The sequence below is a fragment of the Halorientalis brevis genome, from assembly GCF_042678165.1.
GTDB classification, from domain to species: domain Archaea; phylum Halobacteriota; class Halobacteria; order Halobacteriales; family Haloarculaceae; genus Halorientalis; species Halorientalis brevis.
This window is the reverse complement of sequence record NZ_JBHUDJ010000001.1, coordinates 661,394-683,403: the sequence shown is the minus strand read 5'-3', so window position 1 is coordinate 683,403 and position 22,010 is coordinate 661,394. Positions and strand designations below refer to the sequence as shown.

25 protein-coding genes and 2 tRNA genes are annotated in these 22,010 nt (G+C 65.8%); 16 read left to right on the top strand and 11 right to left on the bottom strand.

Annotation, left to right across the window (positions count from 1 at the left end):
• Positions 1 to 48: 48 nt before the first annotated feature.
• Positions 49 to 261, top strand: coding sequence for a hypothetical protein (locus ACFR9U_RS03515; protein ID WP_247376646.1), 213 nt, complete (start codon positions 49 to 51; stop codon positions 259 to 261).
• A gap of 89 nt (positions 262 to 350) precedes the next feature.
• A complete protein-coding gene (locus tag ACFR9U_RS03510; RefSeq protein WP_247376648.1) occupies positions 351 to 557 on the top strand; it encodes a hypothetical protein in 207 nt (68 codons plus the stop codon).
• A gap of 16 nt (positions 558 to 573) precedes the next feature.
• On the opposite strand, the gene ACFR9U_RS03505 is transcribed toward ACFR9U_RS03510, so the two are convergent.
• The 4 genes from ACFR9U_RS03505 to ACFR9U_RS03490 form a co-directional block, all read right to left on the bottom strand.
• A complete protein-coding gene (locus tag ACFR9U_RS03505; protein WP_247376649.1) occupies positions 574 to 693 on the bottom strand; it encodes a CcmD family protein in 120 nt (39 codons plus the stop codon).
• Positions 693 to 1,424 carry a cytochrome c biogenesis protein gene (locus ACFR9U_RS03500; protein WP_247376650.1) on the bottom strand — a complete coding sequence of 244 codons (732 nt, stop codon included), beginning with the start codon at positions 1,422 to 1,424 and terminating at the stop codon, positions 693 to 695. Before ACFR9U_RS03500 ends, ACFR9U_RS03505 begins: the two co-directional genes overlap by 1 nt.
• 68 nt (positions 1,425 to 1,492) lie before the next feature.
• A complete protein-coding gene (locus ACFR9U_RS03495; protein ID WP_247376652.1) occupies positions 1,493 to 2,185 on the bottom strand; it encodes a cytochrome c biogenesis CcdA family protein in 693 nt (230 codons plus the stop codon).
• Positions 2,186 to 2,223: 38 nt separating this feature from the next.
• Positions 2,224 to 3,477, bottom strand: coding sequence for a c-type cytochrome (locus tag ACFR9U_RS03490; RefSeq protein ID WP_247376654.1), 1,254 nt, complete (start codon positions 3,475 to 3,477; stop codon positions 2,224 to 2,226).
• Positions 3,478 to 3,718: 241 nt separating this feature from the next.
• On the opposite strand from ACFR9U_RS03490, the gene ACFR9U_RS03485 reads away from it, so the two are divergent.
• From ACFR9U_RS03485 to ACFR9U_RS03475, 3 genes are read left to right on the top strand one after another with little or no spacing between them, the layout of a single operon-like run.
• Entirely contained in the window at positions 3,719 to 4,189 is a 471-nt protein-coding gene (locus ACFR9U_RS03485; RefSeq protein ID WP_247376656.1) for a thioredoxin family protein, read from the top strand.
• The gene (ccsA, locus tag ACFR9U_RS03480) at positions 4,186 to 6,561 is read left to right on the top strand and encodes a cytochrome c biogenesis protein CcsA (RefSeq protein ID WP_247376657.1); all 2,376 of its coding nucleotides are present in this window, start codon (positions 4,186 to 4,188) and stop codon (positions 6,559 to 6,561) included. Before ACFR9U_RS03485 ends, ccsA begins: the two co-directional genes overlap by 4 nt.
• A 1-nt stretch (position 6,562) precedes the next feature.
• Positions 6,563 to 7,723 carry a hypothetical protein gene (locus ACFR9U_RS03475; RefSeq protein ID WP_247376659.1) on the top strand — a complete coding sequence of 387 codons (1,161 nt, stop codon included), beginning with the start codon at positions 6,563 to 6,565 and terminating at the stop codon, positions 7,721 to 7,723.
• Here the strand turns inward: ACFR9U_RS03475 and ACFR9U_RS03470 are convergent.
• The 3 genes from ACFR9U_RS03470 to ACFR9U_RS03460 form a co-directional block, all read right to left on the bottom strand.
• Positions 7,720 to 8,400, bottom strand: coding sequence for a heme exporter protein CcmB (locus ACFR9U_RS03470; protein WP_247376661.1), 681 nt, complete (start codon positions 8,398 to 8,400; stop codon positions 7,720 to 7,722). The two genes, ACFR9U_RS03475 and ACFR9U_RS03470, sit on opposite strands and share 4 nt — an antisense overlap.
• The gene (locus tag ACFR9U_RS03465; RefSeq protein ID WP_247376663.1) at positions 8,397 to 9,101 is read right to left on the bottom strand and encodes an ABC transporter ATP-binding protein; all 705 of its coding nucleotides are present in this window, start codon (positions 9,099 to 9,101) and stop codon (positions 8,397 to 8,399) included. Before ACFR9U_RS03465 ends, ACFR9U_RS03470 begins: the two co-directional genes overlap by 4 nt.
• A 61-nt stretch (positions 9,102 to 9,162) precedes the next feature.
• Positions 9,163 to 9,531, bottom strand: a complete 369-nt coding sequence (locus tag ACFR9U_RS03460; protein ID WP_247376665.1) for a cytochrome c maturation protein CcmE domain-containing protein — start codon at positions 9,529 to 9,531, stop codon at positions 9,163 to 9,165.
• 188 nt (positions 9,532 to 9,719) lie between these two features.
• On the opposite strand from ACFR9U_RS03460, the gene ACFR9U_RS03455 reads away from it, so the two are divergent.
• The 5 genes from ACFR9U_RS03455 to ACFR9U_RS03435 all read left to right on the top strand — a co-directional run bounded on the left by ACFR9U_RS03455 (position 9,720) and on the right by ACFR9U_RS03435 (position 13,380).
• On the top strand, positions 9,720 to 10,628 hold the full coding sequence (locus tag ACFR9U_RS03455) for an acyltransferase (RefSeq protein ID WP_247376667.1): 909 nt from the start codon (positions 9,720 to 9,722) through the stop codon (positions 10,626 to 10,628).
• A gap of 491 nt (positions 10,629 to 11,119) precedes the next feature.
• Positions 11,120 to 11,389 (top strand): DUF7577 domain-containing protein, encoded by a 270-nt coding sequence (locus tag ACFR9U_RS03450; protein ID WP_247376668.1) that lies wholly within the window; start codon positions 11,120 to 11,122, stop codon positions 11,387 to 11,389.
• A gap of 36 nt (positions 11,390 to 11,425) precedes the next feature.
• Entirely contained in the window at positions 11,426 to 12,145 is a 720-nt protein-coding gene (locus tag ACFR9U_RS03445) for an Nmad3 family putative nucleotide modification protein (protein ID WP_247376670.1), read from the top strand.
• A gap of 105 nt (positions 12,146 to 12,250) precedes the next feature.
• Positions 12,251 to 12,937: an RAD55 family ATPase gene (locus tag ACFR9U_RS03440; RefSeq protein ID WP_247376672.1), complete on the top strand. Its 687-nt coding sequence runs from the start codon at positions 12,251 to 12,253 to the stop codon at positions 12,935 to 12,937.
• Positions 12,934 to 13,380: a hypothetical protein gene (locus ACFR9U_RS03435; RefSeq protein ID WP_247376674.1), complete on the top strand. Its 447-nt coding sequence runs from the start codon at positions 12,934 to 12,936 to the stop codon at positions 13,378 to 13,380. Before ACFR9U_RS03440 ends, ACFR9U_RS03435 begins: the two co-directional genes overlap by 4 nt.
• Positions 13,381 to 13,406: 26 nt before the next feature.
• Here ACFR9U_RS03435 and ACFR9U_RS03430 read toward each other — a convergent pair whose 3' ends face one another.
• Positions 13,407 to 14,564, bottom strand: coding sequence for an ATP-binding protein (locus tag ACFR9U_RS03430; protein WP_379813763.1), 1,158 nt, complete (start codon positions 14,562 to 14,564; stop codon positions 13,407 to 13,409).
• Positions 14,565 to 14,946: 382 nt separating this feature from the next.
• On the opposite strand from ACFR9U_RS03430, the gene ACFR9U_RS03425 reads away from it, so the two are divergent.
• Positions 14,947 to 15,207, top strand: a complete 261-nt coding sequence (locus ACFR9U_RS03425) for a hypothetical protein (RefSeq protein WP_247376679.1) — start codon at positions 14,947 to 14,949, stop codon at positions 15,205 to 15,207.
• Positions 15,208 to 15,281: 74 nt separating this feature from the next.
• On the opposite strand, the gene ACFR9U_RS03420 is transcribed toward ACFR9U_RS03425, so the two are convergent.
• Positions 15,282 to 15,352: transfer RNA gene (locus tag ACFR9U_RS03420), tRNA-Gly, on the bottom strand.
• Between ACFR9U_RS03420 and ACFR9U_RS21340 the strand changes: the two genes are divergently transcribed.
• Both ACFR9U_RS21340 and ACFR9U_RS03410 read left to right on the top strand, forming a co-directional pair.
• Entirely contained in the window at positions 15,310 to 16,632 is a 1,323-nt protein-coding gene (locus ACFR9U_RS21340) for a DUF4397 domain-containing protein (protein ID WP_465262011.1), read from the top strand. The two genes, ACFR9U_RS03420 and ACFR9U_RS21340, sit on opposite strands and share 43 nt — an antisense overlap.
• Before the next feature lie 169 nt (positions 16,633 to 16,801).
• Complete coding sequence (locus tag ACFR9U_RS03410) at positions 16,802 to 17,656, top strand: NAD+ synthase (RefSeq protein ID WP_247376683.1); 855 nt, start codon at positions 16,802 to 16,804, stop codon at positions 17,654 to 17,656.
• A 1-nt stretch (position 17,657) separates the two neighbouring features.
• On the opposite strand, the gene ACFR9U_RS03405 is transcribed toward ACFR9U_RS03410, so the two are convergent.
• Together ACFR9U_RS03405 and ACFR9U_RS03400 are read right to left on the bottom strand one after the other, a co-directional pair.
• Positions 17,658 to 18,320 carry a hypothetical protein gene (locus ACFR9U_RS03405; RefSeq protein ID WP_247376686.1) on the bottom strand — a complete coding sequence of 221 codons (663 nt, stop codon included), beginning with the start codon at positions 18,318 to 18,320 and terminating at the stop codon, positions 17,658 to 17,660.
• A 93-nt stretch (positions 18,321 to 18,413) separates the two neighbouring features.
• Positions 18,414 to 19,097: an enoyl-CoA hydratase/isomerase family protein gene (locus tag ACFR9U_RS03400; RefSeq protein WP_247376688.1), complete on the bottom strand. Its 684-nt coding sequence runs from the start codon at positions 19,095 to 19,097 to the stop codon at positions 18,414 to 18,416.
• Positions 19,098 to 19,158: 61 nt separating this feature from the next.
• Here ACFR9U_RS03400 and ACFR9U_RS03395 point away from each other — a divergent pair, with 61 nt between their 5' ends.
• The 3 genes from ACFR9U_RS03395 (at position 19,159) to ACFR9U_RS03385 (ending at position 21,999) form a co-directional block, all read left to right on the top strand.
• Positions 19,159 to 19,884 (top strand): DUF7114 family protein, encoded by a 726-nt coding sequence (locus tag ACFR9U_RS03395; protein ID WP_247376689.1) that lies wholly within the window; start codon positions 19,159 to 19,161, stop codon positions 19,882 to 19,884.
• Between the two features lie 58 nt (positions 19,885 to 19,942).
• Positions 19,943 to 20,014 (top strand) — tRNA-Thr (locus tag ACFR9U_RS03390).
• Between the two features lie 299 nt (positions 20,015 to 20,313).
• Positions 20,314 to 21,999 (top strand): aldehyde ferredoxin oxidoreductase C-terminal domain-containing protein, encoded by a 1,686-nt coding sequence (locus ACFR9U_RS03385; protein WP_247376691.1) that lies wholly within the window; start codon positions 20,314 to 20,316, stop codon positions 21,997 to 21,999.
• Positions 22,000 to 22,010: the final 11 nt, after the last annotated feature.

Genomic DNA, 22,010 nt, shown 5'->3' with positions numbered 1-22,010 from the left:
GTGTCGGGTTCCGAAAAGAATTCGAGTCACTGCGTTGTCGTTTGTCTCATGGACCCTGCCCTCCGTCGTCGGCTCGACGCCCTGATCGTCATCTGCGCAGCGATCCTCGCGTACCTCGTGAGTTCAGCCCTGTATCGCGATGCCGTGTTCTTTCTCGTGGGATGGCTCGTGTTTACCGTGGGTATCGCGAAGGCTGCCGACTGGTATGTGCAGTTCTCCGTCCTCTGGGAGACGACCGAGCCAGCTGAATCCGAGCTCTGACGTTTCTACTCCGGCCTGAACGGCAGTCGTGGCTGCTGTTCGTACTCTTCTGTGCATGGTTTATTTTACCGACACAACGTATCGCCGATATGCACCCCGCTCACCGTCGTCGCCTCGACGCGTTGATCGTCCTCTGTTCGGCCATGCTCGGCCTCGCAGTGACCGTTCTCTTCCTCTCAGAAATGGCCGGACCGTTGCTGTTCGTCTTCGCGCTCGTTCCGACGGCCGTCATCGCGCTTGTTGCCCTCACCTACGCCGACGGTAGTATCTCCGAGGAACCGCTGGCCGACGGATAGACCGTCCCGGACTGCCCTACTGTTGCCGATCGCGGACCTGCTGGTCGAGGCGGTCGAGTCGGCGCTGCAGGCGCAGCATGTAGCCGAACAGCAGGCCGAAAATGGTCGTGTAGCCGACGAGTAGTAGCGGTTCCATCAGCGGTCACCTCCGTTGCGTGGCTGTGTCATGCGAATGCGGTCTTCGACTTCGTGGAGTTCGATGCGCAGTGCCATGAGGTACGTGTAGAGGAAGGTCGCGGCGGCGAGCGACACCATGAGCGTCGTGGGATCGATGTTGGCGCTCACGTTCGGGTTCGCCAGCGTCGTCTCGTGGAAGGTCGGCGTCCACAGTCGGGTCGAGAGGTAGGAGATCGGCACCGTCACGAACCCGAGGACACCGTAGACGGCGGCGTAGGTGTCGTCACCGCCGTGTTCGGTCGCGCCGTAGACGACGAGGTAGCCGGCGTAGATGAACCAGACGACCAGGAACGTGACGAGTCGGACGTCCGTCCACTCCCACCAGGAGTTCCAGATGACGCGGCCCCAGATGCTGCCGGTGATGAGCGTCAGCGTCGCGAACAGGTAGCCGATCTCGCCGGCGCTGTGGGCGAGTCGGTTCCAGAACTGGCCGTCGTAGCGCAGGTACAGCGCGCTGCCGACGAACGTCACCGACATCGCGAGCGCCGCCACCCAGGCCAGCGGGATGTGCCAGTAGGCGATGAGGTTCGCGCCGTGTTTGACGCCGTACATCGTGTCGGACGCGTGCCCGAACACCAGCACCAGCGAGAGCACGCCGGACGCGAGCGTGCCCCACCGCACTGTCCGGCTCCACATGACCCAGTGGGCCAGGCGGATGACGCGGGCCAGCGCCGACGATATTGTACTCATTGTGAGATTCTCTGTCGTGGTAATGGGACGGGCCGTTTAACGCTTTTCACCTCGGGTCGCGCAGTCACTCAGACCACTCCGTTGGCGACCGTCATCGCGAGCTTGTCGATCTCGAACAACATCGACACGCCGGTGAGCACGAGCAGGCCGCCGGCCACGCGCCTGAGTACCGCTGGCCGATCCTCGGTCAGCACGCGGTCGCGCAGCCACTGCCCGCTCCGCTTGCCGCCGTAGGCGACGACGAGCAGCGGGAGCCCGAACCCGGTGCCGTAGACGAACAGCAGCGCGCCGCTCCGGACGAGGTCGCCGGTCGTCCCGACGTACGCGAGCACCGCGCCCAGGACCGGGCCGACGCAGGGAAGCCAGATCACGCCCAGCAGCAGGCCCAGTGCGACGGCGCTGGCGAGCGGATGGGACCCGCGCTCCAGCGTCGTCGAGAGCGAGGTGGCACGCCCGGCGACGCGCGAGGCGTACCGCTCGTAAATCGCGTTGAGGTCGTCGTCGACCATCACTGCGCCGAACCCGATCATGAGCACGGTGAAGGGGAGTCGGAAGGCGTCGGGGTCGAGCGAGCCGAGTGCGCCGGTGGCGACGCCAGCGGCGGTAAAGGAGACGACGCTGCCGGCGACGATGCCGACCGGGCGCAGGCGGTGGCCGACGCCGCCGGCCAGCAGCGGCGGCAACATTGGCAGACAGCAGGGCGTCAGAATCGTCAGTATCCCTGCCAGAAACACCGCCGTTGCGCTCGGGAGGTCGACCATGCTCGAAACGAAATGGTGGCTGAAAGAAGTGGCTGTCGTCAGTTCCCGCCGTCCATCGCGTCAGCGATGCTGTTCTGGTTGTCGGCGGTCTCGTTGCGGAGCGGCTGGTCGTACCGGTCGACGTCGGACGGGATCATGCTCTCGTTGAGCGGCGTGTCGTCGGTCGGGATGCCAGCCAGTTCGAGCTTGTGCGTCATCGGGTTCTTGTCGTAGCCGAACCGTTCCTGGACGCGCTCGTAGTAGACTGCCTCGTCCGGCGCACCGGCCTCGGACCAGTCTTTGGGCTGGCGCGGCAGGTGCGGCCGGTCGTGAGCGTTCATGTAGCCCGCCATGTCCTGGACGTCGCGCCAGTCGGACACCTGGTGGGCGTAGCCGTACGGCATCGCTTCGCGGATGAACGCCGCGGAGGTGTAGATCCGGCCCATGCCAGCGCCGTCGTTGTAGGAGCCGTTGCCCCACAGCGGCGGGTACTGTCCCTCGATGCCCTGCCCGTCAGCGCCGTGGCAGGACGCGCAGTTCTCGAGGTACAGCTCGGCACCGCGCACCGGGTTGACCTCCGGAATCGGCACCTTCTCGTCGCCCGTCGGCTTGTTCAGGTGCTGCCAGTACGGTTTGCTCCCGGTGGGCTGGCCCTGGGCGAGCCACTCCATGTAGGCCTCCATGGCCTGCACTTCGCGGCTCGTGTACTCGGGCATGCCCTCCGGGGAGTCCGGCGAGTTCATGCTCCGCATGAAACAGCCCATGATGCGCTGGCGCATGTCGCGCATCCGGCTGGTCCGGTTGGTCCACTCGGGGTAGCTCGCGGCGGTCCCGACCAACGGAATCATGTCGATGTCCTGCCCGACCATGCCCTGGGTCGTCGGCAGGTCACCGCCGCCGTGACAGTTCGCACACGAGAGGTTGTTGCCGACGTGGTTCGGCATCTCCTCGGACGTGTTGGCCATGATCTCCCGGCCACGCTTGACGAGTTCGCGCTCCATGGGGTTGCTCGGCAGCGTCGACGCGTTCATCTGCTTGGGGACGAAGTTGACCTGCTCGCCAGCGGTCGCGTTCCGGTAGCGGAAGTTGTCCTTCTGCTCACCGGTGCGCAGGTCCTGGTCGTAGACCTTCGAGTCGTTCCACTGGGCGGGGAGGTCGGTCGGTCCGCCGCCACCGCCGACGCCAGCACCGCTGCCCGGCGCTGCCGTGTTGTTGAACGCGTCTTTCGTTGGCGCACTGCCACAGCCCGCGAGCGCGACGAGCGCGACCGCGAACACTGCTGCCAGCATGTGCCGGCGTGTGAGCCAACTCATACTGTACTCACCTCGAAACTGCCCGACTTGTGTTGAATTCGTGCCAGCATAGTAGAAACGTTACAATATCGAATGGGTGTTTACAGACCTCCCTCATAATTATTTCCATGGCACCGCTCTGTGAGGGTCGTTCGAGCGGTTCGACTGTGTCAGTGTGCGAATATTTCGGAGTATTGGGACGGATCTCCGACTAGCAGTCGAGGGTTATTTACTCGCCGGACACCGAGGCCCGAGCAGTTCGATGAACGCGCGGAAGGTCCTGACGGTCGTGTTTTTCGTCGCTGCACTCGCCATCGGCTACACGTCGATGAACACGGCGCCGGTGTTGCGTGACGAATCGTACTCCTATCACGGCGACACGGCCTGGCACACCGACTACGAGAAGGCCCAATCGATCGCCGAGAAGGAAGACAAGCCCATGCTCGTCTACTTCTGGACGACGTGGTGTACCTACTGTGAGGACTACAATCGGAACGTCTACTCGAAGCCCGCCGTCCAGGACCGTCTCGACGACTTCGTCCTGGTCGCGGTCAACTTAGACGCCGACGACCCGCAGACGTCGCGCCTCGCGAACCAGTACAACGCCGACTACCCGCCCCAGCTCGTCGCGACTGACCCGCAGGGCGACCAGCTCGTGAAGATCAACGGCTACGTCGAACGCCAGCAGTTCCTCTCGAACCTCGACGAGGCCGAACGGAGGATGGGCGAATGACGACCCTCGGGACCGCCGTTCTCGCGGGCGGGACCCTCCTGTCGCTCGTCGCGACTGTCCTGCTCGCGGTCGGATACGTTCGACGCGACGACCGCTTCGATGCATACGTAATCCGGCTGGTGGCGGGCGGATCGGGGCTGTTCGTCGCTGCGCTGTCGCTGCTTACGTATCAGTTCGTCACGACGGACTACACGAACGCGTACGTTTGGCAGAACACCGCGGACTACCTGCCGCTGCTGTACCGGGTCACCGGCGTCTACGCGAGCAACGCCGGCTCCCTGCTCCTGTGGGCCACGATCGCCTCGCTCGTGGTCGCCTGGGCGACCTGGCGTCGCGGGCTCGCGGACGCGCCATCGCGGCTCGTCGCCGCCCTCACCACCGGCGCGGTGGCCTACTTCGGGACCATGCTCCTGTTGGACAGCCCGTTCACGCACGTCTCGACGGTCGTCTCCGGGGGCGTCCCGACGACCGGCAACGGCCTCAACCCGCTGCTGATCGACCCGTACATGGCCATCCACCCGCCGCTGATGTTCATCGCCTACGCGCTGTTGACGATGCCGTTCGCCATCGGCGTGGCCCACTTCGTCGGCCTCGTTCGGAGCGGTGAGGGGCTGTTCAGGACGTGGAACGGCTCTGTCACCAGGTGGCTCCGCGCGGCCTGGCTGTTCCTGACCGCCGCGCTGGCGCTGGGCGCGCTCTGGTCGTACACTGTGCTCGGGTGGGGCGGCATCTGGGCCTGGGACCCCGTCGAGACGGCGATTTTCATCCCGTGGCTGTTCCTGACGGCGACGCTGCACGCCGTCGTGAACTACCGGCCCGGGGACCGGTACTCCGTGCTCGCGCCCGCGATGGTCGCGTCGACGTTCGCGCTCGTCGTCTACACCACGACGGTCGTCCGCAGCGGCGTCTTCCGGAGCGTCCACTCCTTCGCCGACAACGGCGCTGGCCTGGGCATGCTGCTTCTCGTGGGCGCGACGGCCGTCCTCGGCGTCGGCCTCCCGCTGGGCTTCTGGCTGCTGCGCGAGGAAGACGACGCGACCGACGACGGAGAGTGGCTGACGCGCTCGACGCTGCTCCACGGCGCGGTCCTCGCGCTGGGGCTGCTCGCATTCATTTCGCTGTGGGGACTCACCTTCCCCGTGCTGCGTGACCTCGCGACCGGGATCGAGGTGGAGGTCACCGCCCGCTACTACAACCGCTGGAGCTACCCGGTCACCCTGCTCACGATGCTCCTGCTGGGGTTCTACATGGACTTCGACGTGGAGGGCAAGCGCCGCGCCCTCGCCGGGCTCGGCGTCTTCGCGGCCGCGACCGTCGTCGCTGCGCTGTACGCGCCCTCGCCGGCCTGGCAGCTCGGGGCCGGGACCGAGGCGAGCGGCTTCTACGCGCTCGTCGGCCAGCTGAGCGCGCTCTCGGCGTTCCCGCCGGTCGCGTACGTGCTCATGGCGGTGGTGAAACGGGCGCTCGACCGCATTCCCGGTGCACCGCGCCGGACCCAACTCAAACAGACCGGCGTGATGCTCGTCCACGTCGGCGTCGCGGTCCTCGTCTTCTCGCTGGCGTTCACGTACCTGTTCACTGGCCAGGCGTCGGTCATCGTCGGCGGTGGTGGCGCGAACGGCGGCCAGGTCGACGTGCCGAACTCGCCGTACGCGGTACAGGCGCTCGGCTTCGAGACGTACTCGCTGCCGGAAGACCCGAACGTCGAGGGAGTCGCGCTCTCGACGACCGAACTCCAGCAGCGCGGGGCTGCGACCAACGGGACGACACAGGCTGTCCACGGCACCGTCACGGACATGCGCCAGGGGCCGCGGGCGACGGTGTATCAGCTCGACGACTCGGGCATCTGGGTCGGCGTCACGTCGCCCAACGGGACCGCCGGCCCGGCGTACGCTCGCGGTGACGCCATCGTCGCGCGCGGCGCCGTCATGTGGAACTACGTTCCCCAGACCGACGCCGTGGTCGTGACCGATCCGACGAACGTCGGGACGACGGCGTCCCCGCCGGACTCGCTGGGCCTGGAGCGCGTTCGCGTCCAGGCAGTCAACCTCGCGGTGATCGAGGGCAACCGGCAGGTCGCGGTCGGGCAAGCGGCCCAGCGGCGGTATCCCCGCCAGGGCGGCATGCAGACCCGTGACGTCCTGATCGACCGCGGACTGGCGTACGACACGTACGTCATCGCGGCCGTCCAGGGCGACACCGCCTCGCTCACGGTCAAGCGCATCCCGCTCATGACGCCGCTGCGACTCAGCATCGTGTCGCTTTTGGTCGGCATGCTGCTGATCTTCCTGTTCGACCCGGCACACGGCGTCTGGACGCGCCCGCTCGCCCCGGCTGCGGAAACTGACTCCGACCCCACGACTTCAGACTAACATGTCACGCTCGCTGCTCACGATACTGCTCGCGCTCGCCTGTCTCGCTACCGTCACCGGCGTCGCCGCCGCGGCCCCGGTGACCGGCACCGTCTCCGTCGACAACGGGACCGCCGAGGGCGACCAGGTCACGGTCACGCCGCTGAACGGGAACTTCGAGCGGGCCGGTCAACCGGTCACGACCGCCGTCGAGAACGGCTCGTATCGGGCGGCCGACGTGACCGACGCGCCGCTGTACGCCGTGGAGCTAGACCACAACGGCCTGCGCCACTACGCGGTCGTCCAGGAGCCGACCGCCGACTTCGAGCTGTCGGCCGGGCTGTCGGCTCGGCTGGCTCGCCCAGACGGCACGCCCGTTGCGAACGCGACCGTGACCGTCACCTCGCCGAACGGGCCGTCCGTGGCACAGCTGCAGACCGGACCGGACGGTGCGCTCGCGCTCGATCAGTTGCAACCCAACCGGACGTACCGCCTCAACGCTCGGCTGGACGGTGCTCCGTATCGCTACGTGCTCCGGACCGGCGAGAACGCCACTGACGCACGGCTCACGGTTCGCCCGCCGACCGCGGACGAAGCGGTTCTGACGGCGACTGGCGGGAACCCGGCCAGCCACATCGTCCAGCCGATCCAGAACGGCTCGACCACGCGCGTCGTCGAGACCATCCGCCTGCAGAACGCTGGAAACCAGCCGTTCCGCGGCCCGATACACGTCGGCCTTCCGGACTCGGCGACCGTCCAATCGGTGTCGATCGAGGGGCAGCGACTCCAGTACCGGCGCACGGCGGACGGGCTGGCGGTGAACGCGTCGCTGTCGTCGGGATCGACGATCCGCACTTCCGTCCAGTACACGCTCGCCGACGGCACCGTCTCGAAGTCGGTGCGACACGAGACGGACTCGCTCGCGGTCGTCCTGCAGGGACTCGATCCCGCCGCCGTCAATCACTCGTCGAACCTGCGCCTCCGCAACGCCAGCGGGATGCCTGTCCCGATGTTGACCAGCGCGGACGCGCTGGCTCCTGGTGACGGTATCTCGGTGACTTTGCCGGGCGCAGGCGGCACAGACCAGTCGAGCGGCTCGATGCCGCAGTTCCCGGCCGGCCCGCTCGTGGCCGGCCTGCTCGCCGTCGTCGTCGTCGGCATCGCGGCGTACCGAACCGTCTAGTCAGCGACGACGGCCTCGAAGACGACCATTCCTGCGAGGAGGATGATGCCGGTGTAGGCCACCAGGAGCCGCAGCCACGCGGACGGGTCGCCGCCGACGCTCAGCAGGCGGGTGAGTTCGACGCCGGCCAGCAGGACGGGGATGACCAGCGGCACCAGCAAGATGGGGACGAGCGACGTCCGGAGGTTCGACTGCGCGGCGAGCAAGGAGAGCACGACGCCGACGGCCGAAAAGCCCAGCGACGCGATCAGGATGGTTCCCGCGAGCGCCGCCAGCATCGTCGCCGGCGGCCGGTAGTTGAGAAAGACGGTGATCGCCACGAGCGTCACCAGCGAGACGCTCGCGACGAAGATCGTGTTGCTCGCGACCTTGCCGAAGTAGATGGCTGTGCGGTCGACCGGTGCGAGCAACAGCCCGTCGATGGCGCTGTCGCGGTTCTCGGCCGTGATCGCCTGCGTGACCGAGATGGTGCCCGCGAAGACGAACGCGATCCAGAGCGCGCCCCGGCCCAGCACGGTGAGATCGGAGACGGACTTGGCGAACCCGAAGGCGAAGGCGACGACGACGAGCAGGGAGAACACGAGCGACGTGGCGAACACGCGCTTCGAGCGGAGTTCCACGAGCAGGTCTTTGCGGACGATGGTCCACATCGCTCGCAGGTACGTCTGGGCGCTCATGTTCCCTCCAGTCCGACGGCCTCGCGGTAAGCCCGCTCGAAAGCGCCGTGGTCGGCGTACTCGTCGGCCCGCGCGTCGAGTTGCACCTGGCCGCGGTCGAGGACGACGGCCCGGTCGCAATGTTCGAACCCCCGGTCGAAGTCGTGGGTCGCCATGACGACCAGCCGGTCGCTGACGTCCGTGAGCACGTCCGACAGCGTCGCGGCCGCGCGCTGATCGAGGCCGGCGTACGGTTCGTCGAGCAAGAGCACGTCCGGATCGTGAAGCAGCGCGCGGGCGAACGACAGCCGTTTGCGCATGCCGTGGGAGAACGCGTTCGGCCGCTCGCTGGCCCGGTGGGCGAGCCCCACGCGATCCAGGAGCGTTTCGCAGCGGTCGGCGTCGACGCCGTGCAGGCGGGCGTGCAGCCGGAGGTTCTCGCGAGCGGTCAGGTCGTCGTACAGCATCGTGTCGTGGGTGACGACGCCGAGCCGCCCGCGGACGGCGTCTGACGCCTCGCCGAGGGGCTCGCCGTCGAGCAGTACCGTCCCCTCCGTCGGCGTCGCGAGCGTCGACAGCAGGCGAATGAGCGTCGACTTGCCGGCCCCGTTCGGTCCGAACAGGCCGAGGAACTCGCCGTCACTCACTTCGAGGTCGACCGCGCGGAGCGCGTCGAACTGGCCGAACCGCTTGGAGAGCCCGTCGACGGCGAGCCGCGTCACGCCGGACCACCACGGTTGCCACTCGAACGGCCCTCGTCAGCGGCTCGAAACCCCGGGACGGTCACGTGTCGTCGGGGCGCTCGGACCCCTCGTGTGCCCTGACCGAGAGCTGGCGGGCGTCGAGTCGGCCGTCCTCGTAGACGCCCTTCGCGACGACGATGCGGCCGTTCGCCATCGTCTCGGGCATCGTCTTCTCGTAGACGACCGGGACGGACGCGTTCCCGTCGGTCACCCTGAACGTGATGCGGTCACCGGCGGTGCTGAGATTCGCCACGCGGCCTTCGAGGTTGACGCGGTCGCTGGCGTGGGAGCCCTCGTCGAGTTCCGTCGGCGAAACGAACTGCGTCGTCGCGGTTGACGTCGTCGTGAGCAGTCCGAACAAGAGTGCGATGCCCACGCCTGCGACGACGAGTTTGAACTTTCGCTGCACGTTATGTCGTCCCTGTTGGCGAACGTGTTTCAATCTTCCGTGCTCGTCCGGAGCCGTGTACACGATTGGCAGAACTGTCCTTGTGTGGGACGACGCCCGCTATCGGTCCGGAACCGTTCGGTTACCTCGCGGTAATGGCGGCGCAGCCAACGAAAACCACTATCACTGGGCCGGTCTATCGAAGGGACATGACGAAGCGCCACGTCTCGCTGCCGCCCCTGGCTGAGGAGGGGCTCCGGGCGTTCCTCACGGAGGTCGACGAGCGACTCTCCAGCGATGAGAGCACCTGCGACGTCGTGGAGGACGTGCTCGTCGATCTGCACGGCGATCGAGAGGCGTACGAGCGCTGGCAGGACGGCGGCGACGTCTCGCCTGCCGAGCGCGTTCGCCTCCAGGGGTACGACCCCTGCAACGCGACGCTCGAAAGCGAGTACTACGCCGAGGTCGAAGCGATGGAGGACGAGTTCCGGCAATCGAAGTACCTCCAGTGGCTCTGGCGGCAGTTCGACGCCACGCCGATGGCCGACAACATCGCCTTCGCGCTGCGCTTCCGCCAGATGCTCGCCAAACACCTCTTCGCCGAGGCCGGCGACGACCTCCGCCTGTTCAAGGGCATCACCTTCACCTACGGCCACAACATCGAACTCGGGGACAACGTCGTCGTCCACGACGACGTGCACCTCGACGACCGCGGGAAACTCACCGTCGGCGACCGCGTCTCGATCTCCGACAACGCGCACGTCTACAGCCACGACCACGACGTCAACGACCAGACCCACATCGACAACTACCACACCATCATCGAGGACGACGTCCGGGTCACCTACGACTCGATGGTCCGCGCCGGCGTCAAACTCGGCGAGAACTCCATTCTCGCGGCCAAATCCATCGCCGGGAGCGACGTCCCCGCCCACCACATCGCCGCCGGTCAGCCCGCGAAATCCGTCGCCGTCAAAGAGGGCTGGGAGAGCGTCGCCGAACCGATCGAAGACGCCAACGAGGACAACCGCGAGGCGCGGCGCGTCGAGTACGAAGTGCCCGAGAATCTCGACACCTTCGACGAATTCAAGCGCGACCTCCAGCCGCCGGACGCCTGAGGACGCAGGTCCGATCTGTCGCCTTCTCTTCTCCCGAACCTCGAACTCCGGTTCTCTGCTTGCTCAGTACAGAGTACCTTTTTTGCACTCGGGTGTCCTCACGCTGACGCGCTGCGGGCACCACTCGTGCAAAAAATCTACGCTAAAAAAGCCGGACGGCTCGCTCCTTGCGGTCGCTCGCGTCCGGTAAACCGCTCACTTCGTTCGCGGATGCTGGCAGTCTTCACTGCTCAGTGGGCACACACAGTGAGCACGCTAGCATCTGGCGCGCCGGTTCGCCTGAAGACACTCCGCGTTTTCCGAGCCCTCGTTCGTTTCCGTTGGTCACTCATGATGACACCGGACGCGAGCGAACGAAGTGAGCGAGTCGTCCGGCAGTGTTAGTCCAGGTTTTGCAGACGGGGGTGCCCGCAGGCCGGAGGCCGAGGACACCCCCGTGCTGTAAAAAGTGGGGGGACAGACCCAAGTACTGTGACAACGTATACCACGCCATGGAGGTCTGGACCTGGATCGTGGCGTACATCGTGGGGTTCAGTCTCCTTCAGTTGCTGGTGTACCGGTATTTCCGGGACAGCGAGCCATCGGTCGAGCAGCCCTCGCCTGGAACCGGCGAGCGGTACGCGGCAGGGGACCGACTGAAGCGGGATCAGACCGGCGGGAGGGCCACGGAGGACGGTCTGTACTGCCAACACTGCGGTGCGTTCAACGAGCAGGCGGCCACGTATCGATACTGCAAACAGTGCGTTTCGCCGCTGCGGTAGCGAGTCGCTTTTCCCTGCACTCGTCGGAGTGCGGGTATGCAGAGCGTCGCGATCAACGTCGCCGCCAACACCAACGAGCCCGGCGTCCGCGGGCCGCTCTTTTCCGACGGCTCCTTCGAGTACGTCCCCATTCCCGAGTCGAAACCGACCAGCGACGCGGTCCCGACCTACGCCGATCTCGACCTCGAAACGTCGCTGCCGGACGGATACCGGGACGCGCCGGTGCACCTCGATCCGGAGTTCGCCGAGTATCCACGCTGTGAACGCTACACCTACGGCGACGAACACGGGATCAAAGCCAGTCCGCTCTCGAAGCTCTCGGCGGGCGACTACCTGTTGTTCTACGCGACGCTCGCGACCGGTGCGGACCGCCCTGACTGGGCACCGCCGGAGTGGGGCGCCTTCCTCATCGGGCAGTTCCGCCTGGCTCGCGACGCCATCACCGGCGAGGAGTATCGCGAGCTGGCGGCGGCCGAGCGGGCTCCCTACGCGAACAACGCTCACGTCAAGCGCAGCGAGTTCGACGCGCGCGTCCTCGTGACGGGCGACCCCGACGGGTCCGGGCTCTACGACACGGCGATTCCGCTGAGCACGCGGACGGCCGGGAGCGACGCGAACCAGTTGGTCACCGAGCTGTCGAGCGACTCCGGGAAGGGACCGTGGTGGCGGCGGCCCATGAAATTCGACGCCGAGGCGACCGAGCACCTCCACTCAATCCGAGCGACTCACTCTTTCGACGCGTGTTTCGCTGACTGACGGAACCCCCGGATCGAAGCGACCCCGCCGCCGTCTGTCGGTTGCGTTCTCAAACGTGAGAACAAGAAGCAAACAACTATGGTCGGACGCGGGTATGTTGAGCGCATGAGAGTTTCGACCGGCGTCCCGGGCTTCGACGAACTCGTCGAGGGCGGTCTCCCGGCGCAACGGCTGTACGTGGTGAGTGGCCCGCCGGGGAGCGGGAAAACCACGTTCTCTTCGCAGTTCATCACGGACGGGGCGCGGAACGGCCAGAACTGCCTGTACGTGACGATGCACGAGTCGAAAGAGGAACTCATCCACGACATGGGAAACTTCGACTTCGGCTTCGAGAAGGTGATGCGGTCGGATCGGGTGCAGTTTCTCAATCTCGTCACCGAGGCCGGCAAGCGGACCATCACGCAGTTCGGGACCGAAGGGGGCCTGACCAATCGGCTGGCGGCGTTCATCGAGTCCAACGGGATCGATCGGGCGGTCATCGACTCGACGATGCTCCTCCAGCACTTCTTCTCGGACATGTCCGACGAGATCACCGGCTTTCTCTCGGCGCTGAAACAGACGGATACGACCATCCTCCTCATCTCGGAGATGACCGACCCGACCTCCTACGCCGACGAGCACTACCTGGCGCACGGCGTCATCTTCTTCCACAACTACATGGAGTCGGGCGGCATGACGCGAGGCGTACAGACGATCAAGATGCGCGGGACGGCCATCGACTGTGACATCTACAAGATCGACTTCTCGGATAACGGTCTCCGCGTGTACCCTGACGAGAAGGTCAAACGATGAGCCTCTACGAGGAACAGTTCGACCCCGATTGGGACTCGCTCGACCGCGACGAGGCCATGGTCCGCGCGTTCGCGCTCGGCGTCGCCGCTTCGATGGGCGAACCCAACGAGGAGGAGTTCGAGGCGGTCCAGGCGGAGATGGGAACGAACTACGACGCCAGCATCGTCGAACTCGCCTACAGGGAAGGAAAAGGCAAGACGGCGAAACGAATGCAGGAGACCGACGCACGCGGGATGACACTCTGGCGACGACTCCTCACCGACGAGTTCGACGCCGAGTTGATCGGTCTCGACGAGGAGTGGGACGTCGACACCGTACAGCTCCTCAAAGACGCCGCCGACCGCGCGACGGATTTCCCCTCCGCCGTCGCCGACCGGACCGAAGCGATCGACCGCCCCGATCCGGACCCGGAACAGACTGATTTTCCCGACTTCCTCGAATAACCGCTCGCCTGCTACTGGCCGTCAATTCAGACTTTCGGGAGCGACAGCTTCACGACGCTCCCCGTCCGGTGTTCGTCGGCCTGCGGCTGACTGCCTGCAGCGCTTCGCGGCGCTCCGTCTTCCATCCAGGACTCGCCGCCGTACTGCCGGACGATCGACGCGGTCAGGAACAGACCGAGTCCCTCGCCGTCGCTGTTCATTCCGCGTTCGCTCGCCTCGAACACCTCGGTTTTGCGGTCGTCGGCCACGCCGGGACCGTTGTCCGCGACGGCCACCACCACCTCGTCGTCACGCTCGGTGAGCGACACTTCGACGTGTGGCTCGGCGGCCGTGTTGTGTTCGACGCCGTTGTTGAGGACGTTCGCCAGCGCCCGCCCGAGCAGGTCGTTGGCTTCCACGGCGATGCCCTCCGGGTCCGTCCCGTTCACCTCGAACGTCGCCTCCGGGTAGTTCCGCCGCGCTCGCTCCAGTTCCGCGTCGAGGACCGACGCCAGGTCGACCGGGAGCAGTTCCGGATCCTCGGTGAGCGTCCGGGTAATCGTCCGGATCTCTTCGATGGTGTCTGCCATCTCGCTGGCCTGGTCGATCACCGTCTCGACGTACTCCTCGCCGTCCTCGTCGACGTGGGTTTCGAGGACCTGTGTCTGCCCGCGGATGACCGTTAGTCCGTTCAGCAGGTGGTGGCGCAGGATTCGGTTCAACACCTCGTTTGTCTCCTGCTGGCGTTCGAGGAACTCCTGTTCGAGCTTCGCCTCCGTCGCCTTCTGGGCGTTCTGCTGGGACCGCACCTGTGCCGTCCCGACCAACAGCCCGAAGAAGCCGCCCGCGACGACTTGCGTCAGAATCTCGACGCTCATCGGCACCCGTGACTGACCGAGTATCTCCAGCAGCACCGTCCAGCCGCCGAGTCCGAGCATCGTGTAAATCCCCAGCGCGTACCAGACCGCGACCGTCCGTCGCTGTCCCGTCGCGAGGTCCGACTGGTGGAGCTGCAGCCCCTGCCACACGATGAGCATCACGAACAGCGCCGGCAACAGCAGGTCCACCACGAAAAAGAACGGCTCTGCGACGTGTAACCGTGCGAACCCCGTAATGAGCCCGAGCAACATCAGGCTCACCATCGGGACGATCCACTCGAACAGCGTCTCGTCCACCCCCTCCTCGACGAACTCCTCCCAGTCCATCGCCTGTGCGTAACTTCCGCTACCGTGTAATATAATCATCGAATCATCATGATCCTCAGCAAACACAACTGTGCTCGGCCCCGTTTCAGTCCGGTAGGTTCTGCGACGAAACCGATCGTCGTCTCTGTAGATGGGTCCAGTTTGATAACATGTGGTTTTGTTTATTTCACATATTAGATTATGAAAACAGCGGCAAACGCTTACAAGGACGCATTCGAGACGTACCGGTCAGACGGAAGTCTCGGACCTGTGGGGGGTGCAGTCGACGACCGTCGACGCACAACACGGGGCGCTTCCGGGGGGTACAATGAACCGTTCCAGCACGCAGTCCGGAGTAGGGGAATCGCCGGTCGTTTCGACCGAATCAGTTCGATCACTGGCAGTGACAGCGCTCGTTCTCGCGCTGCTCGTCACCGGCTTGCTCGTCGGGAACGCGACCGCCGTGACGGCTGCGAACACCACCGACGAGACGACCAGAACGATGGTCCCACCGGCGACCGCAGCCAGCGCCGCAGACGCACCGCCGGCATCGACGTCCGCGTCTCAGCAGGGACTCCCCGCTGTGACGGGACCGGCCGCAGCCGCCGGCGTCGTTGCCGGCGTCACCATCGCGACCGGTCTGTTCGTTCGCCGGCAGGGGTGACCGGAACACAGTCCGTGGCGGCGACTCGGTGAGCGACAGCGGTACTCGTCACTCGCGGGCCGTTCCTTGCAGGATGCGCCGGCCGGGAATTGAACCCGGGCTATGAGCTTGGGAAGCTCATGTCCTACCACTAGACCACCGGCGCTTCGTTCGCTTTGCTCACTCGCGCCGAGCATCGACGGACTTCGTCCGTCTCAACACCGGCGCGCTCACTTCGTTCGCGCCCCGAGCCCTGCGTCGCCGCGCTCCGCAGGACACCGGCGCTCATTCCATCCGTATCCGACCGCGGCACTTGAACGTAGCGCTTCCGGCCACGCGATCGCCGGCGAGCGCTGTCTGGAAAGCCCGCCGAAACGCGCGCTCGCTTTCGGTAACCTACCCACTAGCGTCGAGATAGCGACCGATACTCCGGGACGGGGACGAACTCGGTGGACATACGGACCGGTCGCTGTCGCACTCGTTTCTCCTGGCCCCTGTCGGATGCGGGGCACGTTGCTACGATTTTTCGGAAATCCAGTCTTTCCAGTGACCGTTCACTGGGCGCCGTCTGGCGGTCTGGAATACCTCACTCATAACGAAGGTGCTGTCGGCCAATGTGTGCGGTGCATGTCTGGCAGCGAAAACAGAGGATTGACTGCAGTACAACTGGTGGCGCTCACGCTGGCAACGGTCGCGATCGGCAGCATCGCGATCGCTGGTGGCGCAGTGGCGGCCACACAGGAACAGACCCCGAACCAATCGCAGGCGCAGAACCAGTCACAGGGACAGGCACAGGTCCGGCTCGTTCACGCGTCCCCCGACGCGCCGCCGGTCGACATCTACGTCGACGGTGAACCGGCCGTCGAAGACCTCGCGTTCGGGAACGCGACGGACTACGTCGAGCTCCAGCCCGGGATGCACAACGTCACGATCACGGAAGCTGGCAACGCCACCAACGTGGTGTTCCAGCAGGACATCCCGGTCAAACCAGGACAGTACACCATCGCTGCCGCGGGTGAAGTCACCCCCGGCGCGGAACGCGCCTTCACGCCGGTTCTGCTCGCCGACGACGCGCAACCGGGTGAGGACGAAGCGATGGTCCGCCTCGCACACCTCTCTCCCGACGCGCCGACAGTCGACGTGACCGTCGCGGAGAGCGGTGACGTGCTGTTCGACAACGTGAGCTTCGGCAACGCGACCGACTACGAGACCGTCCCGCCGGGCGATTACACCCTCGAAGTCCGTCCGGCGACGGCGAACAACGACGGCGAGGTCGTGACGACCGTCGACGTCTCCGTCGAGGGCGGACAGGCCTACACCGGCATCGCGACCGGCTACCTCAACCCCGACGAGGCCGCCGGCAACGAGACGTTCCGGGTCCTCGTCCTGGAAGACGAGACCGCCGATCAGCCCGGACAGGGCCAGGGCCAAGGCCCGCCGATGTGAAAGCAGCGTCCTGCAGTCGCGAGGGCAACCGCCGATAGCGCATCTCCGAACGGCCGCCATTTTTTCCAGTAAGTGGACGCTCTTCCGATTCTTGCGACGATTGTGCGATAATGTTGGCGTAATTCCCCGGATGGAAAGCGTATAGTCCCTCCCGGACGTAGCCGTCGGCATGTCTGAATCGAGTTCGGTCGAGCGCGCTGGCGAGCCACTCGATCTCTCGTTGTCGGCGGCTGAACTGGAACGCCATCGCGAACACATCGTCGCGTTCATCCGGAACCAACTCGACGCCGCGGGCGTCGAGGAAGCCGTTCTCGGGCTCTCGGGGGGCATCGACAGCACGACCACTGCGTACCTGGCCGTCGAGGCGCTCGGAGCCGACAGCGTTCACGGACTCGTACTCCCGAGCGAAGTCAACCGCGACCGGAACATGAGCGACGCCGAACGCGTCGCCGAGACGCTGGGCATCTCCTACGACGTCATCGAGATCGAACCCATCGTCGACGCAATGCTGACGGCCGTCCCGAGCGTCAACGCGGACGCGGACACGAGCAGTGATCCCCTCAAGACCGCCGTCGGGAACCTTCGCGTGCGGACGCGGGCAGTCCTCAACTACTTCGCGGCGAACCGTCGGCAGGCCCTGGTCCTGGGGACGGGGAACCGCAGCGAGGCGCTCGTGGGCTACTTCACGAAGTACGGCGACGGCGCGGTGGACTGTCACCCCATCGCCAACCTGTACAAACAGCAGGTCCGCCAGCTAGCGAAACACCTCGGCGTCGAGGACGACCTCGCCGAGAAGACCGCCAGCGCCGAGATGTGGTCGGGGCAGACCGACGCGGAGGAACTCGGCGTCGACTACGACACGCTCGATTCGATCCTCGCACTCCACGTCGACGGACCGCTCTCGACGTCCGCGACCGTCCGGACGCTCGACGTCGACGAAGACCTGATCGAGCACGTCCGCGAACTGTACGAACGCAGCGCGCACAAACGGCAGGTCCCCCCAGGCCCCGAGCCGCTGTACTGAGCTACGCCGATTCGTTCATTTCGACGAGGATGCGGACGAAGTCGCCGCCCTCGCCGCTGTCCGGGCCGACGCCTTCGAGTTCGTACGTCGCCGGATTGACGGACTCGTTGTTCACCTGGACCGTGACGTTCGTCCCGGGATCGCTGTCGCGGTAGGTCGTTCCGTCGTAGGTCACCGTGCTCCTGGTGACGTCGATGCCCAGCGTCGCCATCGCGTACTCGAGGGTGACGCCCTTCGCGTGGACGTGCCATGCCGACCCGTCGCCGGCCTCGAAGTGGAATCCCGGGTACTGCTGTGGCTTCTGGAACTTGGGCTGGCTGAAATCGAGCGTCTGTCCGTCGATGGTGACGTTGATGTGGCCGTGTTCGTGGACGTCGCCCACGTTCGTCGGAGTCTGTGCGACGTCACCCATCGGTGTGGTCGCGGCACTGCTGCCGCCCCAGACGAAAAACGTCACGTAGACGATGACGCCGACGGTGAACAGGAGCAACCCGCCGAGGACGACCGGCCCGGTCGGGAACTCGCCGCCGTCGTCACCCACGTGCTGTTCGACGCGTCGCCTGTCGATTCTGCTGAGTTCCCCCTCGTCGTGCGCCGCGTGCAGGTGCTCCAGGTAGGCGTCCTCGTCGGCGAACGACTCCGCACAGTAGTTACAATCCGGCATGTGCTCTCCCTTGTCGTCTCAATTGCTTGGCGAGTCTACGATTCAATCCTTTCGGTTCACGTGATATTCCCTCGCTGCGGGATTCATCGGTCATCAGCGGTCGAAATCCGCCCGCTCGATGAGCGTCGCGAACGTTTCGGCCTCGCGGGCCTCCTGAGTCTCCTGCGCCGCGGTATCCCGCATCCGGTCTTTCAGCAGTGAGAGTGCGGCGTGGTCGTTGTCGGTCAGCGACTCGGCGACGGCTTTCGGGTCGTCGACGACGCGCGAGACGAGTCCCATGCGCAGCGCCTCCTGGGCGTCGACGACGCGTCCGGACAGCGCGATGTCCATCGCCTCGCCCTCGCCGACGACGCGGGGCAATCGAACCGTGCCGCCCCAGGCGCCGAACAGTCCGAGCGTCACGCCGGTCTCCGCGAACGTCGCGCGTTCGGTCGCCACGCGCAGGTCACAGGCCAGTGCCAGTTCGACGCCGCCGCCTCGCGCCGGGCCGTCGACGCCAGCGACGACGACGCTGTCGCTGGTTTCGATGGCCCGCGCGACCGCCTGCCCGTGCTCGGCGAAGGCTGGTGCCGCCTCCCCGTCGAGGTCCGCGACCACGTCCAGATCGGCACCGGCACAGAAGGCGTCGCCGGCACCCCGGAGGTAGATCACGGGGGCGTCGGTCTCGGTTACGGCCGTTTGCAGTGCGTCCAGTCCGTCGGGGGTCAGCGCGTTCCGCCGGTCGGGGCGGTCGAGCGTAATCACCCGAAGGGACTCCTCGTCAGTCGTGGCAAGCATTGGACACTCCTGGTCGGTCGTTTCCAAAGGTCTTTGCCTTTCCCGCCGCTAGGTCGCGGTAATGGAGGAAGCCGCTGCGGTCCGGCGAGCGGCGCTGGAAGCAGTCGATGACGTCGACCCCGCCCGGCTCTTCGAGCGCATCGAGCAGCGCGTCGAGGCCGGCTCGATGGCCCCCGGGGCGCTCACGCTTCTCAGCGCAGCGGCCGTCGACGATGCGATCGGCTCCGAGGGCATCGACGACCGCGCTGCCGGCGTACAGCTCATCTACGAAGGCCTGCGCCTGACCCGTGCACTGGCCCACGAGAGCCCCTGGGACACCGGCGAGTCGACCGGCGCCTGGCAGGCCGTCCCGGTCACCGCCGACCGACCCGATTCGGACGGCAAGTCGCGACGCGCCGCCGCCGCCGACGTGGACGTTCTCGTCGCCGACATCCTCGTGGCTCGGGGGTTCTACCTGCTGGCCCGGACGGAAGCCGCCGACGCCGCCGTCTCGGTCGTCCGATCGTTCGGCCGCGACCAGACCGTCCGCCGCGAGACCGCCGACCCGACGCTGGACCACAACCTCGAAACCGACGTGCTCGAACTGGCCGTCGTCGCCGGCACGACCGCCGCCGGCGGCAGCGCACCGGTCCACCTCCGGGAGTTCGTCACCGACCTCGCGGACGCCGGGACCGGGCTGCCACCGGCCGATGCCGTGCTCACCGAGGCCGTCCGCGACCGGCTCGACGGCCTCGTCGGAACCGACGCCTCGCCGACCGGTGAAGCGCGGACCTCGGCCGACCACTAAATCGAAACGCCTAAAGACAATCTCCTGTTACCGTGTATTGCGGACACAACGACGGTATGCCTGGGTAGCTTAGCGGTAAAGCGCGTCCTTGGTAAGGACGAGACCCCGGATTCAAATTCCGGCCTAGGCTCTTCTCGCGAACGATATGGAACGGAGTTGTATCTCCGTCCCCCAGGGTGAGCGTGTGTGCCGAGCGGAATTTGAATTCCTGGAAGACGAGCATAGCGAGTCTTCCTCCGGTTCAAATTCCGGCCTAGGCTCTTTTCACGAACCAACGACGCGGAGTTTCATCTCCGTCCGTCAGAGTACACGTGCGGCGCGGGAGCTACCTGCTCTCAACCGACGCCCGCGATCGCTAACGCTGTAATAACTATCCTGAAAATACTTGCCGTCGATTTATTAGTTCGGCATACATTGACATGATTGGTAATGATTCACGGGAAAGGGCCGCTGCTCAGTATCGACGTCGGGGATCGAACGACGACGGAAGAAGACATCGACGACGTCCTCCAGTCGTTCATCGGGGGTCGAGGGGTCGGGACGAAACTCGCGCACGACCGGATTCCGTTCGACGCTGACCCGCTCGGGCCGGACAACCGGCTCGTCTTCGCGACGGGACCGCTCCAGACGGCGACGATGAGTTTCACCGGGCGGATGAACTGTACGGGACTGTCGCCGCTGACCGACGGCTTGCTCTCTTCGAACGCGGGCGGGTACATGTCCCGGCCGTTCGTCGAGACGGGCTACGGCGCCGTCGAGATCACGGGGGCGAGCGACGACCTCGTCGGGGTCCACGTCTGGGACGATTGCGTTACGTTCGAAGACGTATCGAACCTCGACGGAGCGACGATCGACGAGGTCGTCGAGTACGTCGACGCAGAACACGACCTCGGGATGGAGCACACCGCCATCGTCGGGCCGGCCGGCGAGAACGAGGTGCGCTACGCGGCGATCATCACCTCCGAGTCGCGCGCGTTCGGCCGCGGGGGCCTCGGCGCCGTCCTCGGCGCGAAAGGCGTGAAGTTCGTCACATTCGACGGGGACTCCCGACCGGAGTACGACCTCGACGAGGAGATCACGCGCGCGGTCCACCAGGAAGCGGCGACCTCCGATAGCCCGATGAAAGACGCCGGCACGGTGTCGGTCTCGTCGTACGCCAACGCCGTCGAGGCGATCCCGACGAAGTACTTCGCGGAGCAGTCCTTCGACCGGATGGAGTCGATCGGCTCGTCGGCGGTCATCGACCACAAGTACGAGAACGGCACCTGCTCGTCGTGTGCGTTCGCCTGCAAACTCCCGACGAAAGACGAGGAGACCGGGTTCACGACGGAAGGCCCCGAGTACGAGACGGTGATGGCGTTCGGGTCGAACGCGCTGGTCGACGACTTCGTCTCGATCATGACGGCGAACGACAAGTGCGACCAGCTCGGGCTAGACACCATCTCGTGTGGGGACACCATCGCCGCCTATCTCGCCGCAAACGACGAGTTTGGCAACGACGACCTGCTGCTCGAACTCGTCGAAAAGATCGCCTACCGCGAGGACGAGGGCGACCTGCTCGCTGAGGGAATCGACCGCATCCACGACGACCTGGGCGTGGAGAACTGGACGATGAAAGGCATGGAGTTCTCGGCGCACGACGGGCGCACGCTGAACGGCCAGGCGCTGTCGTTTGCGACCTCGAACCGCGGTGCGGACCACATGTACGCCGAGATGTACAACCTCGAGTATCCCCTGGTCGCGCCCAACGAGGCGCTCCCGAAGGAGGGCGTCGACGGCAAATCGGCGACGCTCATCGAACACGAGAACCTCAACGCGGTCAAAGACAGCGGCGTCCTCTGTAAGTTCTCCTTCTCGAACATGACCGAGGAGCGTACGGAAGCGCTGTTCCAGGCCGAGTACGACCGGCTCATGGACGTGGGCAGCCGCATCGTCGAGCTCGAACGGCACTTCAACAACCAGCGCGGGAGAGACCGCGCCGACGACGAGTCGCTCCCCTACGAGATCGAGGGGTTGGCGGCGGAGCTGTCGAACTACTACGAACAGCGCGGCTGGAACGCCGACGGCACCGTTCCCGACGAGAAGATCGCTGGTTCGTCTGCCGCCGGCGACTGAGCCCCTCGCTC

What these genes read in the sequence shown, in the direction of transcription:
- ACFR9U_RS03485 (WP_247376656.1), top strand. Translation starts at nt 3,719, where the DNA reads ATGAACGCGCGGAAGGTCCTGACGGTCGTGTTTTTCGTCGCTGCACTC.
- ACFR9U_RS03385 (WP_247376691.1), top strand. Translation starts at nt 20,314, where the DNA reads ATGATTCACGGGAAAGGGCCGCTGCTCAGTATCGACGTCGGGGATCGA.
- ACFR9U_RS03450 (WP_247376668.1), top strand. Translation starts at nt 11,120, where the DNA reads ATGGAGGTCTGGACCTGGATCGTGGCGTACATCGTGGGGTTCAGTCTC.
- ACFR9U_RS03510 (WP_247376648.1), top strand. Translation starts at nt 351, where the DNA reads ATGCACCCCGCTCACCGTCGTCGCCTCGACGCGTTGATCGTCCTCTGT.
- ACFR9U_RS03400 (WP_247376688.1), bottom strand. Translation starts at nt 19,097, where the DNA reads ATGCTTGCCACGACTGACGAGGAGTCCCTTCGGGTGATTACGCTCGAC.
- ACFR9U_RS03490 (WP_247376654.1), bottom strand. Translation starts at nt 3,477, where the DNA reads ATGAGTTGGCTCACACGCCGGCACATGCTGGCAGCAGTGTTCGCGGTC.
- ACFR9U_RS03495 (WP_247376652.1), bottom strand. Translation starts at nt 2,185, where the DNA reads ATGGTCGACCTCCCGAGCGCAACGGCGGTGTTTCTGGCAGGGATACTG.
- ACFR9U_RS03405 (WP_247376686.1), bottom strand. Translation starts at nt 18,320, where the DNA reads ATGCCGGATTGTAACTACTGTGCGGAGTCGTTCGCCGACGAGGACGCC.
- ACFR9U_RS03440 (WP_247376672.1), top strand. Translation starts at nt 12,251, where the DNA reads ATGAGAGTTTCGACCGGCGTCCCGGGCTTCGACGAACTCGTCGAGGGC.
- ACFR9U_RS03395 (WP_247376689.1), top strand. Translation starts at nt 19,159, where the DNA reads ATGGAGGAAGCCGCTGCGGTCCGGCGAGCGGCGCTGGAAGCAGTCGAT.
- ACFR9U_RS03445 (WP_247376670.1), top strand. Translation starts at nt 11,426, where the DNA reads ATGCAGAGCGTCGCGATCAACGTCGCCGCCAACACCAACGAGCCCGGC.
- ACFR9U_RS03435 (WP_247376674.1), top strand. Translation starts at nt 12,934, where the DNA reads ATGAGCCTCTACGAGGAACAGTTCGACCCCGATTGGGACTCGCTCGAC.
- ACFR9U_RS03455 (WP_247376667.1), top strand. Translation starts at nt 9,720, where the DNA reads ATGACGAAGCGCCACGTCTCGCTGCCGCCCCTGGCTGAGGAGGGGCTC.
- ACFR9U_RS03505 (WP_247376649.1), bottom strand. Translation starts at nt 693, where the DNA reads ATGGAACCGCTACTACTCGTCGGCTACACGACCATTTTCGGCCTGCTG.
- ACFR9U_RS03410 (WP_247376683.1), top strand. Translation starts at nt 16,802, where the DNA reads ATGTCTGAATCGAGTTCGGTCGAGCGCGCTGGCGAGCCACTCGATCTC.
- ACFR9U_RS03430 (WP_379813763.1), bottom strand. Translation starts at nt 14,564, where the DNA reads ATGGACTGGGAGGAGTTCGTCGAGGAGGGGGTGGACGAGACGCTGTTC.
- ACFR9U_RS03500 (WP_247376650.1), bottom strand. Translation starts at nt 1,424, where the DNA reads ATGAGTACAATATCGTCGGCGCTGGCCCGCGTCATCCGCCTGGCCCAC.
- ccsA (WP_247376657.1), top strand. Translation starts at nt 4,186, where the DNA reads ATGACGACCCTCGGGACCGCCGTTCTCGCGGGCGGGACCCTCCTGTCG.
- ACFR9U_RS21340 (WP_465262011.1), top strand. Translation starts at nt 15,310, where the DNA reads ATGAGCTTGGGAAGCTCATGTCCTACCACTAGACCACCGGCGCTTCGT.
- ACFR9U_RS03470 (WP_247376661.1), bottom strand. Translation starts at nt 8,400, where the DNA reads ATGAGCGCCCAGACGTACCTGCGAGCGATGTGGACCATCGTCCGCAAA.
- ACFR9U_RS03475 (WP_247376659.1), top strand. Translation starts at nt 6,563, where the DNA reads ATGTCACGCTCGCTGCTCACGATACTGCTCGCGCTCGCCTGTCTCGCT.
- ACFR9U_RS03515 (WP_247376646.1), top strand. Translation starts at nt 49, where the DNA reads ATGGACCCTGCCCTCCGTCGTCGGCTCGACGCCCTGATCGTCATCTGC.